A 21,260-nucleotide genomic window follows, 5' to 3' on the forward strand; every position below is an offset into this window, starting at 1 on the left:
CCCAACCACGCATAGACTGGAGAGAGCAGTATGGCCGAGGAAGCCAAATCCGGAAACGCCGTCTGGGAGACGATCAAAACTATCGTCTACGCCCTGCTGATCGCGGGCGTTTTCCGCACGCTTTTCTTTCAGCCGTTCTGGATTCCCTCAGGCTCCATGAAGCAGACGCTGCTGATCGGTGATTTCCTCTTCGTCAATAAGATGGCCTATGGCTATTCCTACGCGTCCTGCCCTAGCCTGATCATCCCCAGCATCGGCCTGAATATCGATGCCGAGGATGTGTGCGGTTGGATGCAGGGTGATGACGACTCCCGTCTGCTGGGTGGCGATCCCGAGCGCGGCGATGTCATCGTCTTCCGCCATCCGGTCACAGGGCGCGACTATATCAAGCGACTGATCGGCCTGCCGGGTGATCGTATCCAGATTCGTGGAGGCCAAATCATCCTCAACGACACTCCTGTGCCGCAGCAACCCGATGGTGTGTTCACCGAAGTTGCTGAACCGCAGGGCCCACAAGGCCTGCGCCCGCGCTGTTCCAACGGTCCCGTCGGGATCGGCGGTGTTTGCGAAAAGAACCGCCTGATCGAGACCCTGCCAAATGGCGTGTCCTACGACGTGCTGAACATCGGCAATCAGGGCTCCGACAATACCGGGGTCTATACCGTACCCGAGGGCCACTATTTCTTCATGGGCGACAACCGCGACAACTCAGCCGACAGCCGTCTGCCGCAATCCGCCGGAGGCGTGGGCTATGTACCTTACGAAAACCTGATCGGTCGCGCCGACCGGATCATGTTCTCCTCCGCAGGTCGCTCGATGCTGTTCTTCTGGACATGGCGCGGTGACCGCTTCTTCAAGGCGGTCAATTGAAGCTATCGGCTGAGATAAAGGCGTTCCAGCAGCGCTTGGGGTATGAGTTTTCCGACCCTGAACTGCTGGTGCGCGCGCTGACCCACGGCTCGGTGTCTTCTGCCACGCGCCCCGACAATCAGCGTCTTGAATTTTTGGGCGACCGCGTCCTGGGCCTCGTCATGGCCACTGCTTTGCTTGAGGCCGACAAGAAAGCTTCCGAAGGCCAACTGGCCCCCCGTTTCAACGCGCTGGTGCGCAAGGAAGCCTGCGCCGATGTGGCCCGCCAGATTGATCTGGGTGCGGTGCTGAAACTGGGCCGGTCCGAGATGCTGTCCGGAGGTCGTCGCAAGCAGGCCTTGCTGGGCGACGCGATGGAGGCGGTCATCGCGGCCATCTACCGCGACGCAGGATTCGAGGCTGCCCGAGACGTGATCCTCGCCCTCTGGGGCGATCGCATCCACAAGGTCGAGGCCGACGCCCGCGATGCAAAAACCGCCCTGCAGGAATGGGCACAGGCCCGCGGCCAGAAACCACCCAGCTATGTCGAGGTCAAACGCACCGGCCCTGACCATGCTCCGATCTTCACGATCGCCGCTCGTCTGCAGAATGGTACCGAAGCTCAGGCCACCGCAGGCTCCAAGCGACAGGCCGAACAGGCAGCGGCAAAGGCGTTGTTGGAACAGTTGTCTTGATCCGTTTTGCGGCCAGATCATGAAGATCAGACCCGCCCAGAAATCCGATGCCGCCAGCCTCGCCGCCTTGTCGATTGAGGTCTGGATCGGAACCTATCTAAAGCGTGGTGTGAACGCCTTCTTTGCCGAATTCGCACTGTCCGAATTCACAACCGCCCGGTTCGAAGCCATATTGGACGACGGCCAAGATCTCTTGATGGTTTCTGAAAACGAAGACGGGATCGACGGCTATATTCGGCTTGCGGAAAGTCGCATCGCACCTGTGGACGGGCTTTCTGACCTAGAAATCGTGACGTTCTACGTCCAGCCCCGCCATCATGGTAAAGGCATCGGCTCAGCGCTGCTGGACGTCGCGGTCGACTACATGCATGAAAAAGGGCGCCCGTCGATTTGGCTGACAACCAATTCCGAGAACACGCCCGCAATCGACTTCTATATAGCCAAAGGGTTCCGGCAGGTCGGAGTCACAGATTTTCGGATCGGGGACCAAGCCTATCCGAACCAAGTTCTGGCGTTGAACACTACAACCTGATCGCGCGATCAAGCCCGGCCAATGCCGGCACCGGCCGACCGGGCAGCGTCGCCCTATGGGCCGCAGACTGGCCTTCGCTCACTGATATCCGCAATGCGACAAATCCCTCTGGCCCGTCCGCGCATTCTGCTATAGGGGTGCGCACTTGCAAACAGGATCGCAGGACACATGAGCACACGCGCCGGATTTATCGCCCTGATCGGAGAGCCCAACGCAGGCAAATCCACCCTTCTGAACCGCATGGTCGGGGCCAAGGTCTCGATCGTGACGCATAAGGTGCAAACCACTCGTGCTCGTATCCGTGGCGTGGCGATGGAGGGCGATGCGCAACTGGTCTTTGTCGACACGCCGGGCCTCTTCAAACCGCGCCGCCGTTTGGACCGCGCCATGGTCGCCGCCGCTTGGGGCGGGGCTGCGGATGCGGATGTGGTCGTGCTGATGATCGAGGCGCATCGCGGTATCACCGAAGGTGTCGAACGCATCCTCGAAGGCCTCGAAGAGATCGGGCAGGGCCGCACCATCGCACTTGCGATCAACAAGATCGACAAGGTGCCCTCGGAAAAGCTGCTGGCGCTGACCAGTGACCTGAATGCGCGTTATCCCTTTGCCGAGACCTTCATGATCTCGGCCGAAAAAGGCCACGGTGTCGACGACCTGCGCAAATGGCTGGCCTCGGAACTGCCCGAGGGCCCGTGGCTCTATCCAGAAGACCAGATTGCGGATCTGCCTCTGCGCATGATCGCGGCTGAGATGACGCGCGAGAAACTGACCCTGCGCCTGCATCAGGAACTGCCCTACCAGCTGACCGTCGAGACCGAGAACTGGGAAGAGCGCAAGGACGGCTCGGCCAAGATCGATCAGGTCATCTATGTCATGCGTGATGGCCACAAAGGGATCGTGCTGGGCAAACGTGGTGAGACCATAAAGGCCGTCAGTCAGGCGGCGCGTGCCGAGCTGGAAGAGTTTTTGGACCGCAAGATTCACCTGTTCTTGCAGGTGAAAGTCCGGCCAAACTGGCTGGAGGAGTCCGAGCGCTACTCGGAAATGGGTCTGGATTTCAAAGACGGCAACGCATGACCCGGGCCAAGAATTTTCGTCGAAAATTCTCAACCCCTACGGAAAGGTCAGAACCATGACCCGGCTGACAGCTGAATTCTGGGTGCATGCCTATCTGGCGCGGCTGCGGTTTCAGGAAATACCTGCTTTTGTTGTGGCGCATGGGGATGACACCGCTGGGGCGGTGCTTATCAAACTCAACACACTCAACGGGCGGGCCGCAGCCTTTCAGCGCAGTTTTGATCTGATGAGCGGCGAGCGCAAATGGGTGGAGCTCTCATCCGGAGAAGAGGCAGACGTAGATGCCGCCATCACCCGCCAACGCAGTTTTGACCCCGACCTTTGGGTAATCGAGGTGGAAGACCGCCAAGGCAGGCACCTGCTGGGTGAAGAGGGTCTGGGCTAACCCGCGCCAAATGATCTTGGACGTACAGCGCAAAGCGACTATTTTGCTTTGCAACTGGCTGAATGAAACGGCCCAATCTTCCGGGGGCCGCAGGAACAGGAGGGGGTTGAGTGGCTGAAACGCTTGCCCAGAAACTGGAAAACTCAAATCTCGGTCACTGGATGCAGCGGTTCGAGGGGTTCATGGTCTTTATCGGCGTCGTTGGCCCCTTCGCCACGCTTCCACAACTGATTAAGCTTTATTTCACCCACTCCGAACACGCGACCGGACAGTCGCTGCTGTCCTGGTCTCTGTATGCTGGGCTGTCGTTTTTGTGGTTCGCCTATGGGCTGGTGGTGGGCAAGTTGCCCATCTATGTGGGCAACGGTATCTCAATGGTGCTGAACCTGCTGATGGTTATCGGCATTCTGATTCACGCAGGTATGACGTTCTAGGGCGCGCGATCAGCCTGCATCGCTAAAATAGACAAAGCTCATCTTGTTGCCATCAGGATCGCGCGCATAAGCGCCATAGAAGTTCGGGCCATATTGAGGTCGATCTCCGGGATCACCTTCATTTGTTCCGCCATTGGCAAGAGCCTCCGCATGCACCTCGCGAACTTCCGCTTCGCTTTCGCAGAGCAAGCCAACCATGTTGCCGTTTCCAACCGTCGCGGCCTCTTTGTCAAAGGGCGTCGCGACCCACATGGACCCACCGCCCCGCAGCTCGTAACAAACAGCGTGGGGCATATATTCAGCAATAACCTTGCCGCCGATTTTGGGCACAACCGCATCGTAAAAGCTTCGCGCTTTGACGACATCATTTGAACCGATCATGACATAGTTAAGTGACATTTCTTAAATTCCTCCGTGTAGAACATAAAGTGAACACTATTGCGTGAACAGATGTCACGCAACGTGTTTTTGGTGTTCCACAGGGTCAACCTGACGCGTTTCCACCTTGAACCTGCAACGGCCATAAGATTTCCTGCGTATATATCTGGTGACCTGACGAGGCCAAACTTGGACTGGCGTGATCACGGCATTCTTCTGACCTCTCGCCGTCATGGTGAGACAGCGGCGATCATCGAGGTCTTTACCGAAGCCCATGGTCGTCACGCCGGCATTGTGCGCGGTGGCACCAGCCGCAAGATCGCCCCGATCCTGCAACCCGGCGCGCAACTGGACGTGCTTTGGCGCGCGCGGCTCGAAGAACATCTTGGCACCTTTCAGGTCGAACCCCTGCGTTCGCGCGCTGCAGCGGCGTTTTCAGGGCGGCTGGCGCTGGCCGGATTAAATGCGGTGGTGGCGCTGCTGTCCTTTTGCCTGCCCGAACGCGAGCCTCATCCGGCGATCTATCAGCAAACAGAACAGTTGATGGACCTGCTGGGTCAGGATGAGGTCTGGCCACTGGCCTATCTGCGCTGGGAACTGGCGCTGCTGGAAGAGCTGGGCTTTAGCTTGGATCTTTCGGCCTGCGCAGTGACAGGGGCGACCGAGGGGTTGGTCTATGTCTCTCCGAAAACCGGCCGCGCGGTCAGTGCGGCGGGGGCAGGGGACTGGGCCGATAAGCTGCTGCCTTTGCCCCCCTGCCTGCGCGGCGAAGGCGCGGCTCCGGATACCGAGATTGCTGAAGCCTTGCGCACGACCGGGTATTTTCTGGAAAACCATCTGGCTCCGTCGCTGGGTCATACGCCTTTGCCGGACGCACGCGCGCGATTTGTGGCGCAGTTTACTCGGCGGCTTTGAACACCATCTCGTGCCCGTCCTCATTGCGCAGGATCAGCACATCGCCGGACACCTCGGACTGGGTCATCGCCATCAGTGCGGCGAAATAAAACCCCTCGGCTTCAAGCCCGGCGCAAGCCGCGCGGGTGGCGACAAGATCGGTGATCTCAAACCACGGATAGGGTGCATTCACTGTACCTGAATAGGTGTTGCACGGGGCATTGCCCTCAATCCGACCCTCTTCGGGGAATCGCAAAAGGGCGCTGGCCTCAAAAGGCTGCCCGTCGATCTCTTGCAAAGCCCATGTCTGATCCGCTGCGCCATAGGCGGCGACAGTCTCATCCTTGTCGCATTGGAACAGGGTCAAAAGGGGCAGGAACAAGGCCAGACGTAACATCGCAATATCCTGTCAGTAGGGGTTCACACCGCTGATTAACTCTTCGCGCACTTCAAGGCGGGGGCGCCAGTTGTATTTGGTGTCCTCGCGCACCTGATCCCAATAAAGCACCCCGCTGTTGCGCCACGGGTCAAGGATGATGCCTTCATACATTGAATCTCCCTTAGCGCTGATCAGAGCCGAATGGTGGATGATCCGGAACGCAGTTGGAGGCGATGTGGCCCAGTGCAGGTCCAGCGTGCGAAAGTTCTCTTGCTTCAAACGCGTGGTCATGGCCTGCGCCCAATCATTGCACAGACCTTTTTCGCGAAATCCGTTGATGACCTTTGCGTTGTGGACGATGGCCGAATCGGTGACGTTCCAGTCCTGTTTCAGTTGATTGGAATAGGCATAAGATATCTCGGCTGCACGCCGCGCCTCGGCAGGGTCAACCTTGGGGTCAAGCTGCTGGATCGCTTGTGCCAACTGGTCCACATCATCGGGCCCGGTGTTTGGTGCCATGGCGCATCCGGCAAGGGCCATGCAGGTGGCCAAAACTGCGATGATGATCTTCACGCTCGATTCTCCTCTGGCCAGCTTGGGCGCTGGGTTTGGTTGACGCCCTTTACCCGATTTCTGCGCTCGATCCGAGGGGGAAGATTCGCCCATTAAGCCCTGAAACCGAGTTGTACAACTCGGAAGAAATAGGCCTGAAGGTCCGTACAACACGGAAGAAAAAGAAAACCCGGCGCAAGGCCGGGTTCAGTTGGGGAAACCGCGTCGCTTCGGGCGTCAGCCCAGCAATCGACGCGCGATGACTTGCGCCTGTATTTCTGCGGCGCCTTCAAAGATATTTAGGATGCGCGCGTCACAAAGCACGCGGCTAATTTTGTATTCCAGAGCGAAGCCGTTACCGCCATGAATTTGCAAGCCGTTATCCGCCGCCGCCCAAGCAACCCGTGCGCCCAGCAGCTTGGCCATCCCGGCCTCAAGGTCGCAACGTTGACCGTGATCTTTTTCCCAAGCAGAATAATAAGTTAGCTGTCGCGCGATCATGATCTCGACCGCCATCATCGCCAGCTTGCCCGAGACGCGAGGGAAATTGATCAGAGATTTGCCGAACTGCTTGCGGTCTTGTGCATATTGCATGGCAATGTCCAAAGCACTCTGCGCTACGCCGATGGCGCGGGCAGCCGTTTGGATGCGGGCAGACTCGAAGGTTTCCATTAACTGCTTGAAACCTTTGCCTTCTTCGCCGCCCAGCAGGTTTTCGCCCTTCACTTCGAAGCCGTCAAATCCCAGCTCGTATTCCTTCATGCCACGATAACCCAACACCTCAATCTCACCACCAGTCATGCCGGGCGTGGGGAAGGGGTTCTCGTCGGTTCCAGGTGTCTTTTCAGCCAGGAACATGGACAGCCCACGGTGATCGGTACTGTCGGGATTAGTCCGCGCCAACAAGGTCATCACATGGGTGCGCGCCGCGTGCGTGATCCATGTTTTATTTCCTGTTATCTTATAGTTACCATCTTCACCCTTGACGGCCCGCGTGCGCAGGCTGCCCAAATCCGATCCGGTATTGGGTTCAGTGAAAACAGCGGTTGGCAGGATCTCGGCGCTGGCCAGTTTTGGCAGCCAGTTGGCCTTTTGTTCATCCGTACCGCCCGCGATGATCAGTTCTGCGGCGATTTCGGACCGTGTGCCCAGAGAACCCACACCGATGTACCCGCGCGAAAGCTCTTCCGAGACCACACACATTGAGGCTTTGGATAGGCCGAACCCGCCGAATTCTTCGGGGATGGTCAGACCGAACACGCCCATCTCGGCCAGTTCCTCGATAATCTCGATTGGGATCAGTTCGTCCTTCAGGTGCCATTCGTGGGCATTAGGCTCAACCTTTTCAACGGCATAGCGGCGAAACTGGTCTCGGATCATCTCCAGTTCTTCGTCCAGACCAGACGCACCAAACATGGTGGCACCGGACTGGTCCTGCATCAACTCAACCAGACGCGTGCGCGCGGCCTGAGAGTTGGCTTGCGCCATCAGTGTCTGCACTTCGCTGCATTGGAATCCCGACAGAGCATCCCAGCCAAGGCCAAGATCCTGCAAACGTACAACCTCGCCCTGGTTCATCGGAATACCACCGGCGATCTGATGCAGGTATTCCCCAAAAGCGATCTGATGCAACAGTTGCTCCATCTCGCCGAATTTACCCTCGGCCTGAAGCGCCTCGGCCCAGCGCTGCATCTGCTGCAGCGACTGGTGGTATGTGGCCAGCCAAGCCAGCCCATGTGCGGCTGTCTGATTGGCCTCGATCAGTGCGCCCGATATGCGCCCTTCGCTAGTCACCTGCGCGCGAACCGATTCGACCGCCTTATCGAACACCGCTTGAACGCCGGGCAGGGCTGCTGCGCTGAGTGTTAGAAGATCGGGCAAAACCGCTGGCTGCGTCATGTTCGTCACATCCTGTCCGTCATGGGCCATGAATCACGTCCTCTGCTGGGTTGTCTGGTCATATCATGCTGCATGTGCAGCGCAACAAAAATACGCAGATCATCCATAAAAAGTTCAAAAATTGCTTAGTGACTTTTGCAGTGCAGAAATTTTTTGGACTGGTATGAAGGGTCGATGGGACTGTTTTCACTTATGTCGCCGCAGGATTTCTGTCTGGCTTTGGTCGTTGCCTTCGTCGCGGGCTGGGTCAAAGGCATGGTCGGTTTTGCCATGCCAATGGTGCTTGTTTCTGGTCTTAGCATGATGCTGCCGCCTGAGCTGGCGCTGGCAGGTCTAATCTTGCCCACGCTGGTGACCAATGGGGTGCAGGCCTTGCGGGAAGGTTTACCCGCGGCGGCGGCGTCAGTTCGAAAGTTCAAGGTATTTCTGAGCGTTGGACTGGTCTGTCTATTGGCCAGCGCGCAGCTGATCAACATCCTGTCGCCCAAGGCATTTCTGCTGATCTTAGGCGCACCAGTTTCGTTCTTCGCTCTGATGCAACTACTGGGGCTGAAACTGACGCTTCAAGCGCCCTCAATGCGGGTTGAGGCTATGGTGGGTGCGGTGGCCGGTGCTGTCGGCGGCATCTCGGGCGTGTGGGGACCACCAACCGTGGCCTATCTGACAGCCTTGAATACACCGAAGAAGGATCAGATGCGGGTGCAGGGCGTGATATACGGTCTGGGCGCTGTGGCACTTATTGTGGCGCATCTGGGTTCGGGTATTCTAAGGACTGACACAGCGGTGTTCTCAGCGCTGCTGATTATCCCTGCCTTGGTGGGAATGCGCGGCGGTCAGTTTCTGCAGGATCGTATCGATCAGGCACAGTTCCGCAAACTCACTCTGCTTGTACTGCTGATTGCAGGGCTGAACCTGCTGCGCAGGGGTCTTTTGGGTTAATTGCGTCTTTCAGCAAATCGAAAGGCGAAATAGAGGCCCAACATTAGGAAAAAAAGACCTGAGATATCACCGATCAGATAGGCGATATACTCGGCCGTTGCGCTGCCGAAGGCCATGTTGGTGAGAACGGACACCAATACCGATGTGATGATTCCAACGCCCATCACGCACAGCCAGCATGGCTTCCGATCGACGCGCGGAAACAAATCCCAGCCCAACGCCTTGCAGACATAAAAAACCGCTGGAACTGTGGTGACCGCGATAGTGATCGCCAGCAATCTGCTGGGCAGAAGAACATCCCAACCGCCCACAAGGGCAAAGACGATGGCAACGCCGGGCAACAGTGCGAATATCGCCCTCCATCCCAATAACCAAGCCGACAGAACCCGCACGCCGTGCGGCAGGAACAATAAGCTGGCATAGCTGGGGTATGCGGGAAAAAACACGTTCTGAAGCGGCATCAGCACCTGGAATGTTAGGAACGATGCAGCGACATAGGCCAAAGAGGCATAGAATGTTTCAGAGGCCCATCTGCGCACGAGGTCAGCCGATTACAGATCTGGGGTGGCGATCACCTGGGCGCATGAACCAGATACCGTCCGCGATTGGCGCTACCGCTTTGCGACAGATAACCCTTTTGAACCAGAGATTTCAGCGCGCGGAAAAATGTCGGGCGAGATACGCTTTTGACCAGCGTGTGTTCGATCAGACCAAAGGTGCGTACTTCGCGATCATCTTTCGACAGTTCTTCGGCGGCATAATAGATGTCGCGTTCGACCGGTGAGAGTTCTTCCAGCCCAAGAGTGCGCTCCATGCTTTGCATCAGTTTGCGCAGTTCGGTGAGTTTTGAGATTTCAGTCATTACTTGCCTATAGTTTCCGTGACGGACCGAGGCAGTTCGAAAGGCTGACCTTTTGAACACATCACGCCGACACCCATCCCCGTGTAGAAATAATCATTACCTTGTTGAACGGCCCGAGACATGATGTGAGTAAGATAGCCCGGATCGCCCGATGTTCAAATTTAACAGAAGCCGCTGCCAAAGGACGCCGGGCTTCGAAGCGTCTTGGGTAAATTGCGATAGCGCATGTTGCACGTTATCGCAATGAACTTGTCTGTGTGCAAACAAGGTGCCGAAGCGTAAGCTTTGGTGGGTCAGGGGCCATGATGGCCCCTAAATTCGATCAACCGATCGCGACAGCTTTGATGTCTTCGTCGATGAAGGGCAGGTACTGCTCGAAGTTTTCCGCGAACATGTGCACCAGCTTTTCCGCCTGTTTGTCGAACGCTTCCTGATCGTCCCAGGTGCGGCGCGGATCCAGCAAGACCTCGGGCACACCAGGGACAGAGACCGGCACATCGAAGCCGAAATTGGCGTCCTTGCGGAATTCCGCATCAGTCAGTGATCCTTCCAGCGCAGCCGTCAGCAGCGCGCGGGTGGCCTTGATTGGCATGCGGCTGCCCACGCCGTAGGCACCTCCAGTCCAGCCGGTGTTGACCAACCAGCAGGTCGCGCCATGCTGAGCAATCTTATCGCGTAGAAGGTTGCCATAAGCCTCGGGGCGGCGTGGCATAAAGGGCGCGCCAAAGCAGGTCGAGAAGGTGGGCTGCGGTTCGGTCACGCCACGTTCGGTCCCGGCGACCTTCGAGGTAAAGCCGGAAAGGAAGTGATACATCGCCTGCGCAGGCGTCAACCGAGCGATCGGAGGCAAAACGCCGAACGCATCGCAGGTCAACATGATGATGTTCTTAGGATGCCCGCCCAATGCAGTTTTCGACGCGTTGGAGATGTATTCCAACGGGTAGGCGCAGCGCATATTCGCAGTCAGAGAGTCGTCGTTGAAATCCAGCTCTTTGGTCTCGGGATCAAAAACCATGTTCTCGATCACAGTGCCAAATTTCGAGGTGGTGGCGTAGATTTCTGGCTCGGCTTCGGCATTCAGGTTGATGGTCTTGGCATAGCAACCACCTTCAAAGTTGAAGGTGCCTCGATCCGACCAACCGTGTTCGTCATCACCGATCAAGGTGCGCGACGGGTCGGCAGACAGGGTGGTCTTGCCGGTGCCGGACAGGCCGAAGAATACGGCGGTGTCGACCGGGTTGCCAACCGCGTGGTTAGCCGAGCAGTGCATCGGCATCACGCCTTTTTCGGGCAGCATATAGTTCAGCAGGGTGAAGACGGACTTCTTGTTCTCGCCGGCGTATTCGGTGCCGCCGATCAGGATCAGCTTGCGATCAAAGTTCAGTGCAATCACCGTTTCGCTGCGGCAGCCATGCTTTTTGGGGTCCGCCTGGAAGCTGGGACAGTTGATGATGGTAAAGTCAGCCGTGAAATCATCCAGATCCTCACGATCCGGACGGCGCAGCAGGTGGCGGATGAACAGGTTGTGCCACGCCAGCTCGGTTACCATGCGCACATTGATCGAGTAGCTGGGATCAGCCCCGCCCACGAGGTCCTGAACGAAGTAGTCGCGGCCTTTCATATGGGTCAGCATATCTTCATAGAGCGCGTCAAAACCTTCAGGGCTCATGGCGGCGTTGTTTTCCCACCAGATGCTGTCGGCAACACTGTCTGTCTTGACGACATGCTTGTCCTTGGGCGAGCGGCCAGTGAATTTGCCGGTGGTGACCAGAAAGGCGCCGCCATTGCCAAGGGTGCCTTCGCCGCGCTTCAGCGCTTCTTCGATCAGCGCCGGTTCCATGAAGTTGTAATAGACATTGCCCAGACCCTCGATGCCCTGATCTTCGAGGCAGAATTGCGGGTTAACCCGTCCAGATGTCATGTGTGTCTTCTCCTGTGGCGGCGCGAGGGCCTTGGGCCGGGTGCACCATTGGGGCGGATACCGGAAAGAGCCGGCGGTCAAGCGCCTCTTATCACGGTATTTTGGGACATGAACAGGAGGGTTGGGGGTAGTTAGCGCAACCAAGTTGAGGTTTAGCGCCATCACGATTTGTCTGCCGTAAATCAAGGCAGCTATTTGGGCGCAGCAAGGCAAATTTGCCGCATACCTGCCGCAAGAATGGCACGATTCGAGGTTACGAGTTGATTCGGTGGCTCAAAACCGCCAACAATGCCTTACAAAAAAGCGTATTATTGCGCGAGTGAGCAGGAATAGGGGTGAACCCGATGTCAAAGATTGCACTGGTGGACGACGACAGAAATATCCTGACGTCCGTGTCCATGACACTCGAAGCCGAAGGGTTTGAGGTCGAAACATACAACGATGGTCAGGCTGCGCTGGACGCTTTCAACAAAAAGCTGCCAGACATGGCCGTACTGGATATCAAGATGCCGCGGATGGACGGCATGGATCTTCTGCAAAGGCTGCGGCAGAAAACCCAGATGCCCGTGATTTTTCTGACCTCCAAAGATGACGAGATTGACGAGGTTCTGGGTCTGCGCATGGGTGCAGATGACTACGTCAAAAAACCATTCTCTCAGCGGCTGCTGGTCGAACGGATTCGCGCCTTGTTGCGCCGTCAGGAAGCGGTCGATGGCGATGTGACCAACGCGGCCTCGGGCGATACAAAAGTGATGGAGCGGGGCGAGCTGCGGATGGACCCGCTGCGCCACGCAGTCAGCTGGAAAGGCAATGATGTCTCGCTGACAGTTACCGAGTTTCTGCTGCTGCAGGCCTTGGCGCAACGTCCGGGCTTTGTCAAAAGCCGCGATCAGCTGATGGATGTGGCTTATGATGATCAAGTCTACGTGGATGACCGCACCATTGACAGTCATATCAAGCGACTGCGTAAGAAGATGCGCGCAGCCGATCCCGAGTTTTCGGCGATAGAAACGCTGTACGGTATCGGGTATCGTTATAACGAAGAATAGGCGCGGCCGTTTTATCAAGCCGAAGGGGTCTCGTGCGCGATACTGAACAAGCCAACCAAGTGCACGACGCAGACGTCGTTCTTGGGGATGACTGGGTCATCCCCCAAGACCCTGATGCTGCCGAGCTACAGGCCAAGCGTTCGCGACGAAACCTGTTTTCTATGCGCTATTCGCCCCTGGCGCGCAGGATCATCACCTTCAACCTCATTGCCCTTGTCATTTTGGTGGCAGGGCTGCTGTATCTGGACGACACGCGAAAAGAACGGGTTCAACAAACCGCGCAGAACCTGGTCGGTGATGCGCAACTTGTCAGCAACGTTTTTGAAACCCAGCTGCGTCAACCCTCTGCCAATGGTGCAGGCACATTGGATGTCCGTGATACGCTAGCGGGTCTCAGCTTGCCCGAAGGCGGCGAGGTTTTTGTTTATGACGGCACGGGCACTCTGATCGGTTGGACACGCGGGGCGTCCATGGCCGACAAATTGCCCAGCCTTTTGCATCAGGACGCCGACAGCGCCACTGGAAGCACTTTGATCAGCGACGCATTGAATGCGGTTTGGAATGGTGTGTCTGCGGTCTTTAGCGGTTCTTCCGAAAGCGAGGCTCCGACGCTGGCGCAACGGGTGCAGGAAATGATCCCGCAGGCGCTGAACGGCGGATTGCAAGTACAGGCCGTGCACGACGATAAAGGCAAGACGGTGATTGTCGCCGTGGCCCCGATCCTATTGGACGATACGCCTGTGGGTGCCGTTGCTATGGCGGGCCCGGCGGGCGAGATCGATGCGCTGGCCCGCAAGGAGCAAGAGCGGATCCTGCAGATGTTTGTGGTAGCACTGCTGGTCTCGATCGGTCTGAGCCTCGTTTTGGCCTCAACGATTGCCAATCCTCTTGCTGATCTGGCCGCCGCTGCCGAGATGGGCAAGGACCGCGGAGCCGGCGTGAACCCCGGACGTATCCGCATCCCGGATCTCAGTGCGCGCCCGGATGAAATCGGCCGTCTGAGCCAGGCTTTGCGCGGGATGGTCACGGCGCTTTATAACCGCATTGACGCGAACGAACAATTTGCGGCCGATGTCGCGCATGAGATCAAGAACCCACTGGCGAGCCTGCAATCCGCCGTGGGCACCATGCGTATGGTCAAACGCGATGATCAGCGCGAAAAGCTATTGGGCGTGATTGAGCATGATGTGCGGCGATTGGATCGACTGGTCAGCGATATCTCGAACGCATCGCGGCTGGACGCGGAACTGGTGAAAGAAGAAGAGCAGCCCTTTGACCTGCTCAATCTGCTTGGCAATATCAGTCAGTTTCTGGGTGAAGATGCCCGTTCGAAAGGCATCGAATATATCACAGACCTTCCCTCGGACCCCATCGTGGTCAACGGGCTCGAGGCGCGTCTGGCGCAGGTCTTTGTCAACCTGATCACCAATGCGATTTCGTTCTGCGAGGACAAAGACGCCATCCGGGTCTGGGTCCGCCGTCGTGACAACCGCGTGCTCGTGGTGGTTGAAGACACCGGTCCCGGCATTCCTGATCAGGCGCTGACCAAGATCTTCAAGCGTTTCTATTCCGAACGCCCCGAAGAGCATTTCGGCAACAATTCGGGCCTTGGATTGGCGATTTCGAAACAAATCGTCGAGGCGCATGGTGGTGTGATCTGGGCAGAAAATATCCGTCCAACCGAGGCCGATATCACCTCGGACCCGCTAGGTGCGCGGTTTGTTGTCGGGCTTCCCGTCTAGGTTATGAGGACCACCCCACTTTCTGAGATAGCGGATCAAGGGTCGGCCTGCATTCATGGGACCTGTATTGCGGTTCAGGAAAAGGGCTTATTGATCATTGGTGCCTCGGGTACGGGCAAATCTTCTTTGGCGCTACAGATGATGGCGCTTGGGGCGCAGCTTGTCGCTGATGACCGGGTCGAATTGACCGGACAGGCCGATCACGTGATGGCAGCTGGACTTCCGCAGATCCGCGGCCTGATTGAAGCGCGCGGCATCGGGTTACTGCGAGCTGAAGCCGCGAGGCCGGTTCGATTGGCATTTGTTGTGGATATGGACCAAGCCGAGCCTGCGCGGCTGCCTGAACCCACTGAAATTCTTGTGCTGAAGCAAACTGTTCCCTTGCTTCGGGGGGCTGGCGTGCCCAATTTGGCTGCAGGACTTATTCAACTTGTGAAAATGGGGCGCGTAGCCCCGGAATGGCCGAATACATGACAGCACAACAGCGCGTCGTTCTGATAACAGGTCCTTCCGGTGCAGGGCGATCGACCGCAATTCATGTGCTTGAAGATCTGGGGTTCGAGGCGATTGACAACCTGCCGATGGGGTTGCTGGCTCGCCTCGTCGACAATTCGGAGCCTGCGCGCCCAATGGCTTTGGGTATCGACGCGCGCAATCGCGATTTTTCAACCACCGGGTTTATCGAACTTGCCGCCAAACTGGGCCGGATGGAGAATGTCGACCTGACAATCCTCTATCTGGATTGCAGTGACGAGGTGCTGCTGCGTCGCTTCTCGGAGACCCGCCGCCGTCACCCGGTTGCGACTGATGCCAGCCCAGAAACCGGCATTTGTCAGGAAAAGGAACTGTTAGCTCCAATTCGCGAGTTTGCCGACACGCTGATCGACACCAGCGCGTTGAATGTGCATCAGCTGCGGGAAGAGGTCGAACGCTGGTTCGCCCCAAAGGGCGGGCGGCATCTGGCGGTGTCGATCGAATCCTTCTCGTACAAGCGGGGCTTGCCGCGCGGTTTGGACATGGTGTTCGATTGCCGGTTTCTGGCCAATCCATACTGGCGGCCTGAACTGCGGGATGCGGATGGTCGAAACTCGGATGTGGCGGCCTATGTTCAATCAGATGCAAACTATGGCGTCTTCTTTGACCGGGTGGTCGACCTGCTGATCGAACTGCTTCCGGCCTTCCGTGAGGAAGGCAAAGCGCACCTTTCAGTTGCATTTGGGTGCACCGGAGGGCAGCACCGCTCGGTCGCGGTGGCTGAAGCAGTTGCAAAGGCCCTTGCAGAAGGGGGGCAGCAGGTGGCAATTAGGCATCGCGAAATGGAACGACGCGCGTTGAATGTGAGGCCGGAGTGATCGGGATCGTTATTGTTGCACATGGTGGGTTGGCTCAGGAGTATCTTGCGGCCACGCAGCATGTGGTTGGAAAGCAACCCGGACTGGTGGCCATCCCGATAGAAGCCGACCATGATCGCGAAGCGAAACAAGTTGAAATCTGCCGCGCGGCGGACGAGGTCGATATGGGCGATGGCGTCGTTGTGGTGACCGATCTGTTCGGCGGCAGCCCCTCGAATCTGAGCCTGCGCGCATGTGCGCCACAAGACCGGCGAATCCTTTACGGGGCCAACCTTCCCATGCTGATCAAACTGGCCAAAAGTCGCCACTTGCCACTGGCCGAGGCCGTACGTTTGGCTTTGGAAGCTGGACGAAAGTACATCAATGCGCAAAATGTGACATTGGATTGACACCGGATAGATTCATATGACGACCAAGAGTTTGAAAATTATCAATGAAAAGGGCCTTCACGCCCGCGCTTCTGCCAAGCTGGTCGAGGTGGTCGAGGGCTTTGATGCGCGCGCCGAGGTGTCACGAGACGGGCTTTCTGCCTCGGGCGACAGTATCATGGGCCTTTTGATGTTGGCAGCGTCGCGCGGAAGCACTATTGACGTCGAGACGTCCGGCCCGGATGCTGAGGCGTTGGCAGAGGCTTTGGAAACATTGGTGAACGATAAGTTCGGCGAAGGGTTCTGACAGCCACGACACCAAGGACGGAAAGACAAGGCAATTGGCGGAAACCACGCACGATACCAAGACAGGTCCTGTAGTGGATCACGACACCGATCAGGGTGAAATCTACGACCGCAGAACCCTGACCTACGCCAACTCGTTTGACGATGCCTGGACGTCTACGGCCATTCGCGCCATCGAATGGTGCACAGGCAAGCTGACCATCTTGCGCATGGTCAACAAGTTCGAGAAGCAGAACGAACGCTATCGAGGTCAGAAGTTCTGGGGCGGCGCGCTCAAGACCATGGGTATCGAGCTGACAACCCCAGCCGAACAGATCGCCCGCATTCCAAAAGAAGGCCCCGTAGTGGTCGTCGCGAACCATCCGCACGGCATGGTTGATGGCATGATCTTCGCTGAACTCATCGGCCGGGTCCGCAGTGACTATCGCATCCTGACCCGCTCAGTCCTGACCGGGTTGGATGAAGCTGCGACCTCATTCATGATCCCGGTGCCGTTCCCACATGATCCTGAAGCGCAGGCCAAGATGCTTGAGATGCGCAGCAAGACGATGAAGCATCTGGCAGATGGGGGTGTTGTCGCGTTATTCCCGTCAGGTGTTGTGATGTCTTCGGATGATTGGTTCGGACCAGCCATCGAGCGGGAGTGGAATGTCTTCACCGCGAAGATGATCCGTAGGTCGGGTGCCAAGGTCGTGCCGATCTTCTTCCCTGGCAGCAACTCGCGCTGGTATCAAATTGCCAACCGGATATCGCCTATCCTGCGCCAGGGCCTACTGCTGCACGAAATCGTCCGATCCTGCAACAGGCCCCAGTCGCCGGTGATCGGTGACCCGATTTCGGACAAAGACATGGACCTGCTGGAACGCGACCCCCGCGGTTTCATGGCATGGCTCCGTGATCACACCATGGCGCTGGGCAAGACGCTCAAATCCTGATCCGCCCCTTCATCTGGCCAAAAATATCTCGGGAGTGAATTGAGCCATAGGCTCAAGAGAGGGCTGGCCCTCTCAGATTCTACCGTGTGGGTACCGGAACCTCGCCTCGATAATCATAAAACCCGCGTTCGGTTTTGCGTCCCAGCCATCCGGCTTCGACATATTTCGTCAACAGCGGGCAGGGACGATACTTGGTGTCTGCCAGTCCGTCATGTAACACGTTCATGATCGCCAAACAGGTATCCAAGCCGATGAAATCCGCTAGTTCCAATGGGCCCATAGGGTGGTTTGCGCCCAGTTTCATCGATTGGTCAATGGACTGCACATTCCCGACACCTTCATACAATGTGTAAACCGCCTCATTGATCATGGGCATCAGAATGCGATTCACGATAAAGGCCGGAAAATCTTCGGCGCTGGCTGAGGTTTTGCCAAGCCGGTCCACTACGGCTTTACAGGAGTTAAAGGTTGCTTCATCGGTGGCGATGCCCCGGATCAACTCGACGAGCTGCATCACAGGGACCGGGTTCATGAAGTGGAATCCCATGAAACGTTCGGGCCGGTCGGTGCGGCTGGCCAGCCGGGTAATTGAGATCGACGAAGTGTTCGATGTCAGGATCGTATGTGGCTGTAGGTGCGGCAACAGGTCTTCAAAGATTGCCTGTTTCACCGTTTCCCGCTCGGTCGCGGCTTCGATTACAAGATCGGTCTGCCCCAAATCCGGCAGATTCAGCGTCGTCGTGATCCGACCCAACGCGGATTTCACTGCATCATCCGAGATTTTGCCGCGCGACGCTTGACGCGCCAGGTTGGTTTCAATGGTTGCCATAGCGCTGTTTAGCGCGTCCTGGCTGACATCGTTCAGTAGAACATCATACTCTGCCAACGCCAAAACATGAGCAATCCCGTTGCCCATCTGTCCAGCGCCGATCACTCCGACTGATTTTACGTCCATTTGTTCGATGCCCTTGTTCGCAGAATATGGCGACATTATCGGCAGTTCCCTATGGGCGGCAAGGGGACGGGGACAGTCAATTTCGCTTCAAATGCGCGCATTAGGACTTTCTCAAGACTTGCGGCGGCAAAATGGCGGTTGGGTGAATATTTGGGTGAGTGTGATGAGCTATCAATCGATCAATGCGGTCCATTCCGCGGAAACAACGTGCGAATATGAAAATTCGAAACTACGTTTCAGGGGCCCCCAAAGGGCGTTGAACAACCCCTATGTTGCATGTTTGGGGGGCGAAGAGACTTTTGGCCGTTTCGTAGAAACCCCCTTTCCCAATGAGTTGGAACGTCGTTTGGATCGCCGCTGCCTCAATCTGGGCAGCCTGTTCTGCGGTGCCGAGGCGTTGACGCAGGACAAAGGGCTACTGGAGATCGCAAACCGGTCTGATATATGCGTCCTGCAGTTACCCGGCATGCTGGGGCTATCGAACCGATTCTACCGGGTGCACCCACGACGCAATGACCGTTTCGTTGCGCCGAATGCCGATCTGGTTGCGCTGTATCCCGAAGAAGATTTTACGGATGTCCATTTTGTACAGCACTTGCTGAACCGCCTGTCGGCACGCTCGGATGCCCGTATTGAACTTGTGGAACAAGAGCTGCGCAATGTCTGGATCGAAAAGCTCGGCAAGTTTCTTGCAGAAGTAGGCCCGCCCGTCCTGCTTTTGCATCTGCAAGTGGAGAGAAGCGATTTGGATTCGACACCGGGTGACGGCTTTGCAATCAACCCCGAGATGATTGAGCCTTTGAGACCCCATTGTACGGGTATTTTGTCCTTGCAGGTTCAGGTATCCGGCGTATCCGATGAGCTTGAAGACATGTTGTTTGGCACCCTGCAACAACCGATTGCCGAGCATATGATCGGCCCAGCCACACATCGCAATATCGCTGGCTCACTTGCACAAGTGATCAACGACCTGGGCGCATAAACAGCAAAGGCCCGCCGGTGGCGGGCCTTCTAAGATTTTTCGTCGAAAAATCTTTGTCTGAAATCAGCCGAGTTTTTCGGTGAGTTCCGGTACGGCCTGGAACAGGTCTGCGACCAGACCGAAGTCTGCGACCTGGAAGATAGGCGCTTCTTCGTCCTTGTTGATCGCAACGATGACCTTGGAGTCCTTCATGCCCGCCAGGTGCTGGATCGCACCCGAGATGCCGACTGCAACGTACAGGTCAGGGGCAACAACCTTACCGGTCTGACCCACCTGCCAGTCGTTCGGGGCGTAGCCCGAGTCAACTGCGGCGCGTGAGGCACCAACGGCGGCTCCCAGCTTATCGGCCAGGCCTTCGATCAGTTTGAAGTCGTCTTCCGAGCCAACACCACGGCCACCCGAAACAACAACACCAGCCGAAGTTAGTTCAGGACGGTCGCTTTCAGCAACCTTGTCCTCGACCCACGACGACAGGCCGGGGTTTTCGCCGACCGAGATGGTCTCGACCGCCGCCGAACCACCTTCGCCCGCCGCATCGAAGCTGGCGGTCCGGATGGTCACGACTTTCTTGGCGTCGTTCGATTTCACGGTCTGGATCGCGTTACCCGCATAGATCGGACGCTCGAAGGTCGTGGCATCGACCACGCCGGATGCATCCGAAATCACCATCACGTCCAGCAGAGCTGCAACGCGCGGCATCACGTTCTTGGCGTCGGTGGTGGCAGGGGCAACGATATGCTCGTACCCATCGGCCAGCCCCACGATCAGGGCTGCGGTCGATTCCGCCAGGCGATGACCCAGCGAGGCGTCTTCGGCCACCAGAACCTTGGATACGCCATCGATCTTGGCAGCGGCCTCACCAGCAGCAGCGGCAGAACCACCTGCGGCCAGAACGGTGATGTCGCCCAGCGATTTGACAGCCGCTACGGTCTTGGCGGTGGCGTCAACCGACAGCTCACCATTGTTAACCTCTGCGAGAAGAAGAACAGCCATTATACAGCCCCCGCTTCTTTGAGTTTCTCGACCAGCTCATCAACCGAGCCCACGATGATACCAGCAGCACGTGCCGGCGGCTCTTCGGTCTTGACGACTTCCAGACGCGGAGTGACGTCGACGCCATAGTCGGCGGCGGTTTTCTCATCCAGCGGCTTTTTCTTCGCTTTCATGATGTTCGGCAGCGACGCATAGCGCGGCTCGTTCAGGCGCAGGTCGACGGTCACGATGGTTGGCATTTTGACGGAGATGGTCTGCAGACCGCCGTCAACCTCACGGGTGATCTTGGCAGTGTCGCCTTCGATGTCCAGTTCGGACGCGAAAGTGCCTTGGCTCCAGCCCAGCAGGGCTGACAGCATCTGACCGGTGGCGTTCATGTCATTGTCGATCGCCTGCTTGCCCGCCAGAACGATGCCCGGCTGCTCTTCTTCGACAACTTTGGCGAGGATCTTGGCAACGGCAAGCGGTTCGATGTCCTGATGCACGTCATCCGCCGCGACAACCAGAATGGCACGGTCGGCGCCCATGGCCAGTGCGGTCCGCAGGGTTTCCTGCGACTGTTTCACACCGATCGAAACGGCAACAACCTCATCGGCCTTGCCCGCCTCTTTCAGGCGGATCGCCTCTTCCACGGCAATTTCGTCGAACGGGTTCATCGACATTTTTACATTGGCGAGATCAACGCCGCTGCCATCCGCTTTCACACGAACTTTCACGTTGTAGTCAATCACGCGCTTGACAGGCACGAGTACCTTCATTTTTGCGTATGCTCCTTACAAAAA

The 21,260-nt window shown here is 57.2% G+C and carries 26 protein-coding genes; 16 read left to right on the plus strand and 10 right to left on the minus strand.

Features of this window, described 5'->3' with window-relative positions; all coding sequences use genetic code 11:
- Nucleotides 1–30: 30 nt before the first annotated feature.
- The 6 genes from lepB (at nt 31) to ACR0I1_RS17150 (ending at nt 3,972) form a co-directional block, all read left to right on the plus strand.
- Nucleotides 31–870, plus strand: a complete 840-nt coding sequence (gene lepB / locus ACR0I1_RS17125; RefSeq protein WP_480707389.1) for a signal peptidase I — start codon at nt 31–33, stop codon at nt 868–870.
- Nucleotides 867–1,544, plus strand: a complete 678-nt coding sequence (rnc, locus tag ACR0I1_RS17130; RefSeq protein WP_170392611.1) for a ribonuclease III — start codon at nt 867–869, stop codon at nt 1,542–1,544. Before lepB ends, rnc begins: the two co-directional genes overlap by 4 nt.
- 19 nt (nt 1,545–1,563) lie before the next feature.
- Nucleotides 1,564–2,076 carry an N-acetyltransferase family protein gene (locus ACR0I1_RS17135; protein WP_480707390.1) on the plus strand — a complete coding sequence of 171 codons (513 nt, stop codon included), beginning with the start codon at nt 1,564–1,566 and terminating at the stop codon, nt 2,074–2,076.
- A 168-nt stretch (nt 2,077–2,244) separates the two neighbouring features.
- The gene (gene era, locus ACR0I1_RS17140) at nt 2,245–3,153 is read left to right on the plus strand and encodes a GTPase Era (protein WP_170392609.1); all 909 of its coding nucleotides are present in this window, start codon (nt 2,245–2,247) and stop codon (nt 3,151–3,153) included.
- 55 nt (nt 3,154–3,208) lie between these two features.
- Nucleotides 3,209–3,538, plus strand: coding sequence for a DUF1491 family protein (locus ACR0I1_RS17145; protein WP_480707391.1), 330 nt, complete (start codon nt 3,209–3,211; stop codon nt 3,536–3,538).
- A gap of 110 nt (nt 3,539–3,648) precedes the next feature.
- On the plus strand, nt 3,649–3,972 hold the full coding sequence (locus ACR0I1_RS17150) for a SemiSWEET transporter (RefSeq protein ID WP_170392607.1): 324 nt from the start codon (nt 3,649–3,651) through the stop codon (nt 3,970–3,972).
- 9 nt (nt 3,973–3,981) lie between these two features.
- Here the strand turns inward: ACR0I1_RS17150 and ACR0I1_RS17155 are convergent, their stop codons facing one another.
- The gene (locus tag ACR0I1_RS17155; protein WP_170402289.1) at nt 3,982–4,371 is read right to left on the minus strand and encodes a VOC family protein; all 390 of its coding nucleotides are present in this window, start codon (nt 4,369–4,371) and stop codon (nt 3,982–3,984) included.
- 168 nt (nt 4,372–4,539) lie between these two features.
- Between ACR0I1_RS17155 and recO the strand changes: the two genes are divergently transcribed.
- Nucleotides 4,540–5,265, plus strand: coding sequence for a DNA repair protein RecO (gene recO, locus ACR0I1_RS17160; protein ID WP_480707392.1), 726 nt, complete (start codon nt 4,540–4,542; stop codon nt 5,263–5,265).
- On the opposite strand, the gene ACR0I1_RS17165 is transcribed toward recO, so the two are convergent.
- The 3 genes from ACR0I1_RS17165 to ACR0I1_RS17175 all read right to left on the minus strand — a co-directional run bounded on the left by ACR0I1_RS17165 (nt 5,249) and on the right by ACR0I1_RS17175 (nt 8,104).
- A complete protein-coding gene (locus tag ACR0I1_RS17165) occupies nt 5,249–5,641 on the minus strand; it encodes an META domain-containing protein (protein WP_170392604.1) in 393 nt (130 codons plus the stop codon). The genes recO and ACR0I1_RS17165 overlap by 17 nt on opposite strands.
- A gap of 12 nt (nt 5,642–5,653) precedes the next feature.
- The gene (locus ACR0I1_RS17170; protein WP_170565043.1) at nt 5,654–6,196 is read right to left on the minus strand and encodes a hypothetical protein; all 543 of its coding nucleotides are present in this window, start codon (nt 6,194–6,196) and stop codon (nt 5,654–5,656) included.
- A gap of 216 nt (nt 6,197–6,412) precedes the next feature.
- Nucleotides 6,413–8,104, minus strand: coding sequence for an acyl-CoA dehydrogenase family protein (locus tag ACR0I1_RS17175; protein ID WP_170513458.1), 1,692 nt, complete (start codon nt 8,102–8,104; stop codon nt 6,413–6,415).
- A gap of 144 nt (nt 8,105–8,248) precedes the next feature.
- Between ACR0I1_RS17175 and ACR0I1_RS17180 the strand changes: the two genes are divergently transcribed.
- Nucleotides 8,249–9,013, plus strand: coding sequence for a sulfite exporter TauE/SafE family protein (locus ACR0I1_RS17180; RefSeq protein ID WP_170392601.1), 765 nt, complete (start codon nt 8,249–8,251; stop codon nt 9,011–9,013).
- Here the strand turns inward: ACR0I1_RS17180 and ACR0I1_RS17185 are convergent.
- From ACR0I1_RS17185 to ACR0I1_RS17195, 3 genes are all read right to left on the minus strand, one after another.
- Nucleotides 9,010–9,552: a hypothetical protein gene (locus ACR0I1_RS17185; protein ID WP_255611805.1), complete on the minus strand. Its 543-nt coding sequence runs from the start codon at nt 9,550–9,552 to the stop codon at nt 9,010–9,012. The two genes, ACR0I1_RS17180 and ACR0I1_RS17185, sit on opposite strands and share 4 nt — an antisense overlap.
- A gap of 32 nt (nt 9,553–9,584) precedes the next feature.
- Nucleotides 9,585–9,875 (minus strand): hypothetical protein, encoded by a 291-nt coding sequence (locus ACR0I1_RS17190; protein WP_170392600.1) that lies wholly within the window; start codon nt 9,873–9,875, stop codon nt 9,585–9,587.
- 322 nt (nt 9,876–10,197) lie between these two features.
- Nucleotides 10,198–11,796 carry a phosphoenolpyruvate carboxykinase gene (locus ACR0I1_RS17195; RefSeq protein ID WP_170465138.1) on the minus strand — a complete coding sequence of 533 codons (1,599 nt, stop codon included), beginning with the start codon at nt 11,794–11,796 and terminating at the stop codon, nt 10,198–10,200.
- A 344-nt stretch (nt 11,797–12,140) separates the two neighbouring features.
- Between ACR0I1_RS17195 and ACR0I1_RS17200 the strand changes: the two genes are divergently transcribed.
- The 7 genes from ACR0I1_RS17200 to ACR0I1_RS17230 are packed head-to-tail and all read left to right on the plus strand — an operon-like array spanning nt 12,141 to nt 17,548.
- Nucleotides 12,141–12,845 carry a response regulator transcription factor gene (locus tag ACR0I1_RS17200; RefSeq protein WP_170392598.1) on the plus strand — a complete coding sequence of 235 codons (705 nt, stop codon included), beginning with the start codon at nt 12,141–12,143 and terminating at the stop codon, nt 12,843–12,845.
- Nucleotides 12,846–12,877: 32 nt separating this feature from the next.
- The gene (locus ACR0I1_RS17205; RefSeq protein ID WP_170392597.1) at nt 12,878–14,587 is read left to right on the plus strand and encodes a sensor histidine kinase; all 1,710 of its coding nucleotides are present in this window, start codon (nt 12,878–12,880) and stop codon (nt 14,585–14,587) included.
- A gap of 3 nt (nt 14,588–14,590) precedes the next feature.
- Nucleotides 14,591–15,061, plus strand: a complete 471-nt coding sequence (locus tag ACR0I1_RS17210) for an HPr kinase/phosphorylase (protein ID WP_480707393.1) — start codon at nt 14,591–14,593, stop codon at nt 15,059–15,061.
- A complete protein-coding gene (gene rapZ / locus ACR0I1_RS17215) occupies nt 15,058–15,939 on the plus strand; it encodes an RNase adapter RapZ (RefSeq protein WP_480439341.1) in 882 nt (293 codons plus the stop codon). The genes ACR0I1_RS17210 and rapZ overlap by 4 nt, the downstream gene beginning before the upstream one ends.
- Nucleotides 15,936–16,328: a PTS sugar transporter subunit IIA gene (locus tag ACR0I1_RS17220; RefSeq protein ID WP_170392594.1), complete on the plus strand. Its 393-nt coding sequence runs from the start codon at nt 15,936–15,938 to the stop codon at nt 16,326–16,328. The genes rapZ and ACR0I1_RS17220 overlap by 4 nt, the downstream gene beginning before the upstream one ends.
- A gap of 16 nt (nt 16,329–16,344) precedes the next feature.
- Nucleotides 16,345–16,614: an HPr family phosphocarrier protein gene (locus tag ACR0I1_RS17225; protein WP_170392593.1), complete on the plus strand. Its 270-nt coding sequence runs from the start codon at nt 16,345–16,347 to the stop codon at nt 16,612–16,614.
- Nucleotides 16,615–16,648: 34 nt separating this feature from the next.
- A complete protein-coding gene (locus ACR0I1_RS17230) occupies nt 16,649–17,548 on the plus strand; it encodes a lysophospholipid acyltransferase family protein (protein WP_170392592.1) in 900 nt (299 codons plus the stop codon).
- Nucleotides 17,549–17,627: 79 nt separating this feature from the next.
- Here ACR0I1_RS17230 and ACR0I1_RS17235 read toward each other — a convergent pair whose 3' ends face one another.
- Nucleotides 17,628–18,503 (minus strand): 3-hydroxybutyryl-CoA dehydrogenase, encoded by an 876-nt coding sequence (locus ACR0I1_RS17235; protein WP_480707394.1) that lies wholly within the window; start codon nt 18,501–18,503, stop codon nt 17,628–17,630.
- Nucleotides 18,504–18,666: 163 nt separating this feature from the next.
- Here ACR0I1_RS17235 and ACR0I1_RS17240 point away from each other — a divergent pair, with 163 nt between their 5' ends.
- A complete protein-coding gene (locus ACR0I1_RS17240; RefSeq protein WP_480707395.1) occupies nt 18,667–19,485 on the plus strand; it encodes a DUF6473 family protein in 819 nt (272 codons plus the stop codon).
- A 63-nt stretch (nt 19,486–19,548) separates the two neighbouring features.
- Here ACR0I1_RS17240 and ACR0I1_RS17245 read toward each other — a convergent pair whose 3' ends face one another.
- The gene (locus ACR0I1_RS17245; RefSeq protein ID WP_170402252.1) at nt 19,549–20,478 is read right to left on the minus strand and encodes an electron transfer flavoprotein subunit alpha/FixB family protein; all 930 of its coding nucleotides are present in this window, start codon (nt 20,476–20,478) and stop codon (nt 19,549–19,551) included.
- Nucleotides 20,478–21,236: an electron transfer flavoprotein subunit beta/FixA family protein gene (locus ACR0I1_RS17250; RefSeq protein ID WP_170392589.1), complete on the minus strand. Its 759-nt coding sequence runs from the start codon at nt 21,234–21,236 to the stop codon at nt 20,478–20,480. Before ACR0I1_RS17250 ends, ACR0I1_RS17245 begins: the two co-directional genes overlap by 1 nt.
- Between the last annotated feature and the right edge of the window lie 24 nt (nt 21,237–21,260).

The organism is Ruegeria sp. B11, from assembly GCF_056539785.1.

Excerpts from the sequence above, each read along its gene's own strand:
- rapZ (WP_480439341.1), top strand. The coding sequence starts at position 15,058 with ATGACAGCACAACAGCGCGTCGTTCTGATAACAGGTCCTTCCGGTGCA.
- lepB (WP_480707389.1), top strand. The coding sequence starts at position 31 with ATGGCCGAGGAAGCCAAATCCGGAAACGCCGTCTGGGAGACGATCAAA.
- ACR0I1_RS17200 (WP_170392598.1), top strand. The coding sequence starts at position 12,141 with ATGTCAAAGATTGCACTGGTGGACGACGACAGAAATATCCTGACGTCC.
- ACR0I1_RS17145 (WP_480707391.1), top strand. The coding sequence starts at position 3,209 with ATGACCCGGCTGACAGCTGAATTCTGGGTGCATGCCTATCTGGCGCGG.
- ACR0I1_RS17195 (WP_170465138.1), bottom strand. The coding sequence starts at position 11,796 with ATGACATCTGGACGGGTTAACCCGCAATTCTGCCTCGAAGATCAGGGC.
- ACR0I1_RS17180 (WP_170392601.1), top strand. The coding sequence starts at position 8,249 with ATGGGACTGTTTTCACTTATGTCGCCGCAGGATTTCTGTCTGGCTTTG.
- ACR0I1_RS17240 (WP_480707395.1), top strand. The coding sequence starts at position 18,667 with ATGAGCTATCAATCGATCAATGCGGTCCATTCCGCGGAAACAACGTGC.
- ACR0I1_RS17155 (WP_170402289.1), bottom strand. The coding sequence starts at position 4,371 with ATGTCACTTAACTATGTCATGATCGGTTCAAATGATGTCGTCAAAGCG.
- ACR0I1_RS17165 (WP_170392604.1), bottom strand. The coding sequence starts at position 5,641 with ATGTTACGTCTGGCCTTGTTCCTGCCCCTTTTGACCCTGTTCCAATGC.
- ACR0I1_RS17210 (WP_480707393.1), top strand. The coding sequence starts at position 14,591 with ATGAGGACCACCCCACTTTCTGAGATAGCGGATCAAGGGTCGGCCTGC.
- ACR0I1_RS17245 (WP_170402252.1), bottom strand. The coding sequence starts at position 20,478 with ATGGCTGTTCTTCTTCTCGCAGAGGTTAACAATGGTGAGCTGTCGGTT.
- ACR0I1_RS17235 (WP_480707394.1), bottom strand. The coding sequence starts at position 18,503 with ATGGACGTAAAATCAGTCGGAGTGATCGGCGCTGGACAGATGGGCAAC.
- ACR0I1_RS17250 (WP_170392589.1), bottom strand. The coding sequence starts at position 21,236 with ATGAAGGTACTCGTGCCTGTCAAGCGCGTGATTGACTACAACGTGAAA.
- ACR0I1_RS17190 (WP_170392600.1), bottom strand. The coding sequence starts at position 9,875 with ATGACTGAAATCTCAAAACTCACCGAACTGCGCAAACTGATGCAAAGC.
- ACR0I1_RS17175 (WP_170513458.1), bottom strand. The coding sequence starts at position 8,104 with ATGGCCCATGACGGACAGGATGTGACGAACATGACGCAGCCAGCGGTT.
- ACR0I1_RS17225 (WP_170392593.1), top strand. The coding sequence starts at position 16,345 with ATGACGACCAAGAGTTTGAAAATTATCAATGAAAAGGGCCTTCACGCC.
- era (WP_170392609.1), top strand. The coding sequence starts at position 2,245 with ATGAGCACACGCGCCGGATTTATCGCCCTGATCGGAGAGCCCAACGCA.
- ACR0I1_RS17135 (WP_480707390.1), top strand. The coding sequence starts at position 1,564 with ATGAAGATCAGACCCGCCCAGAAATCCGATGCCGCCAGCCTCGCCGCC.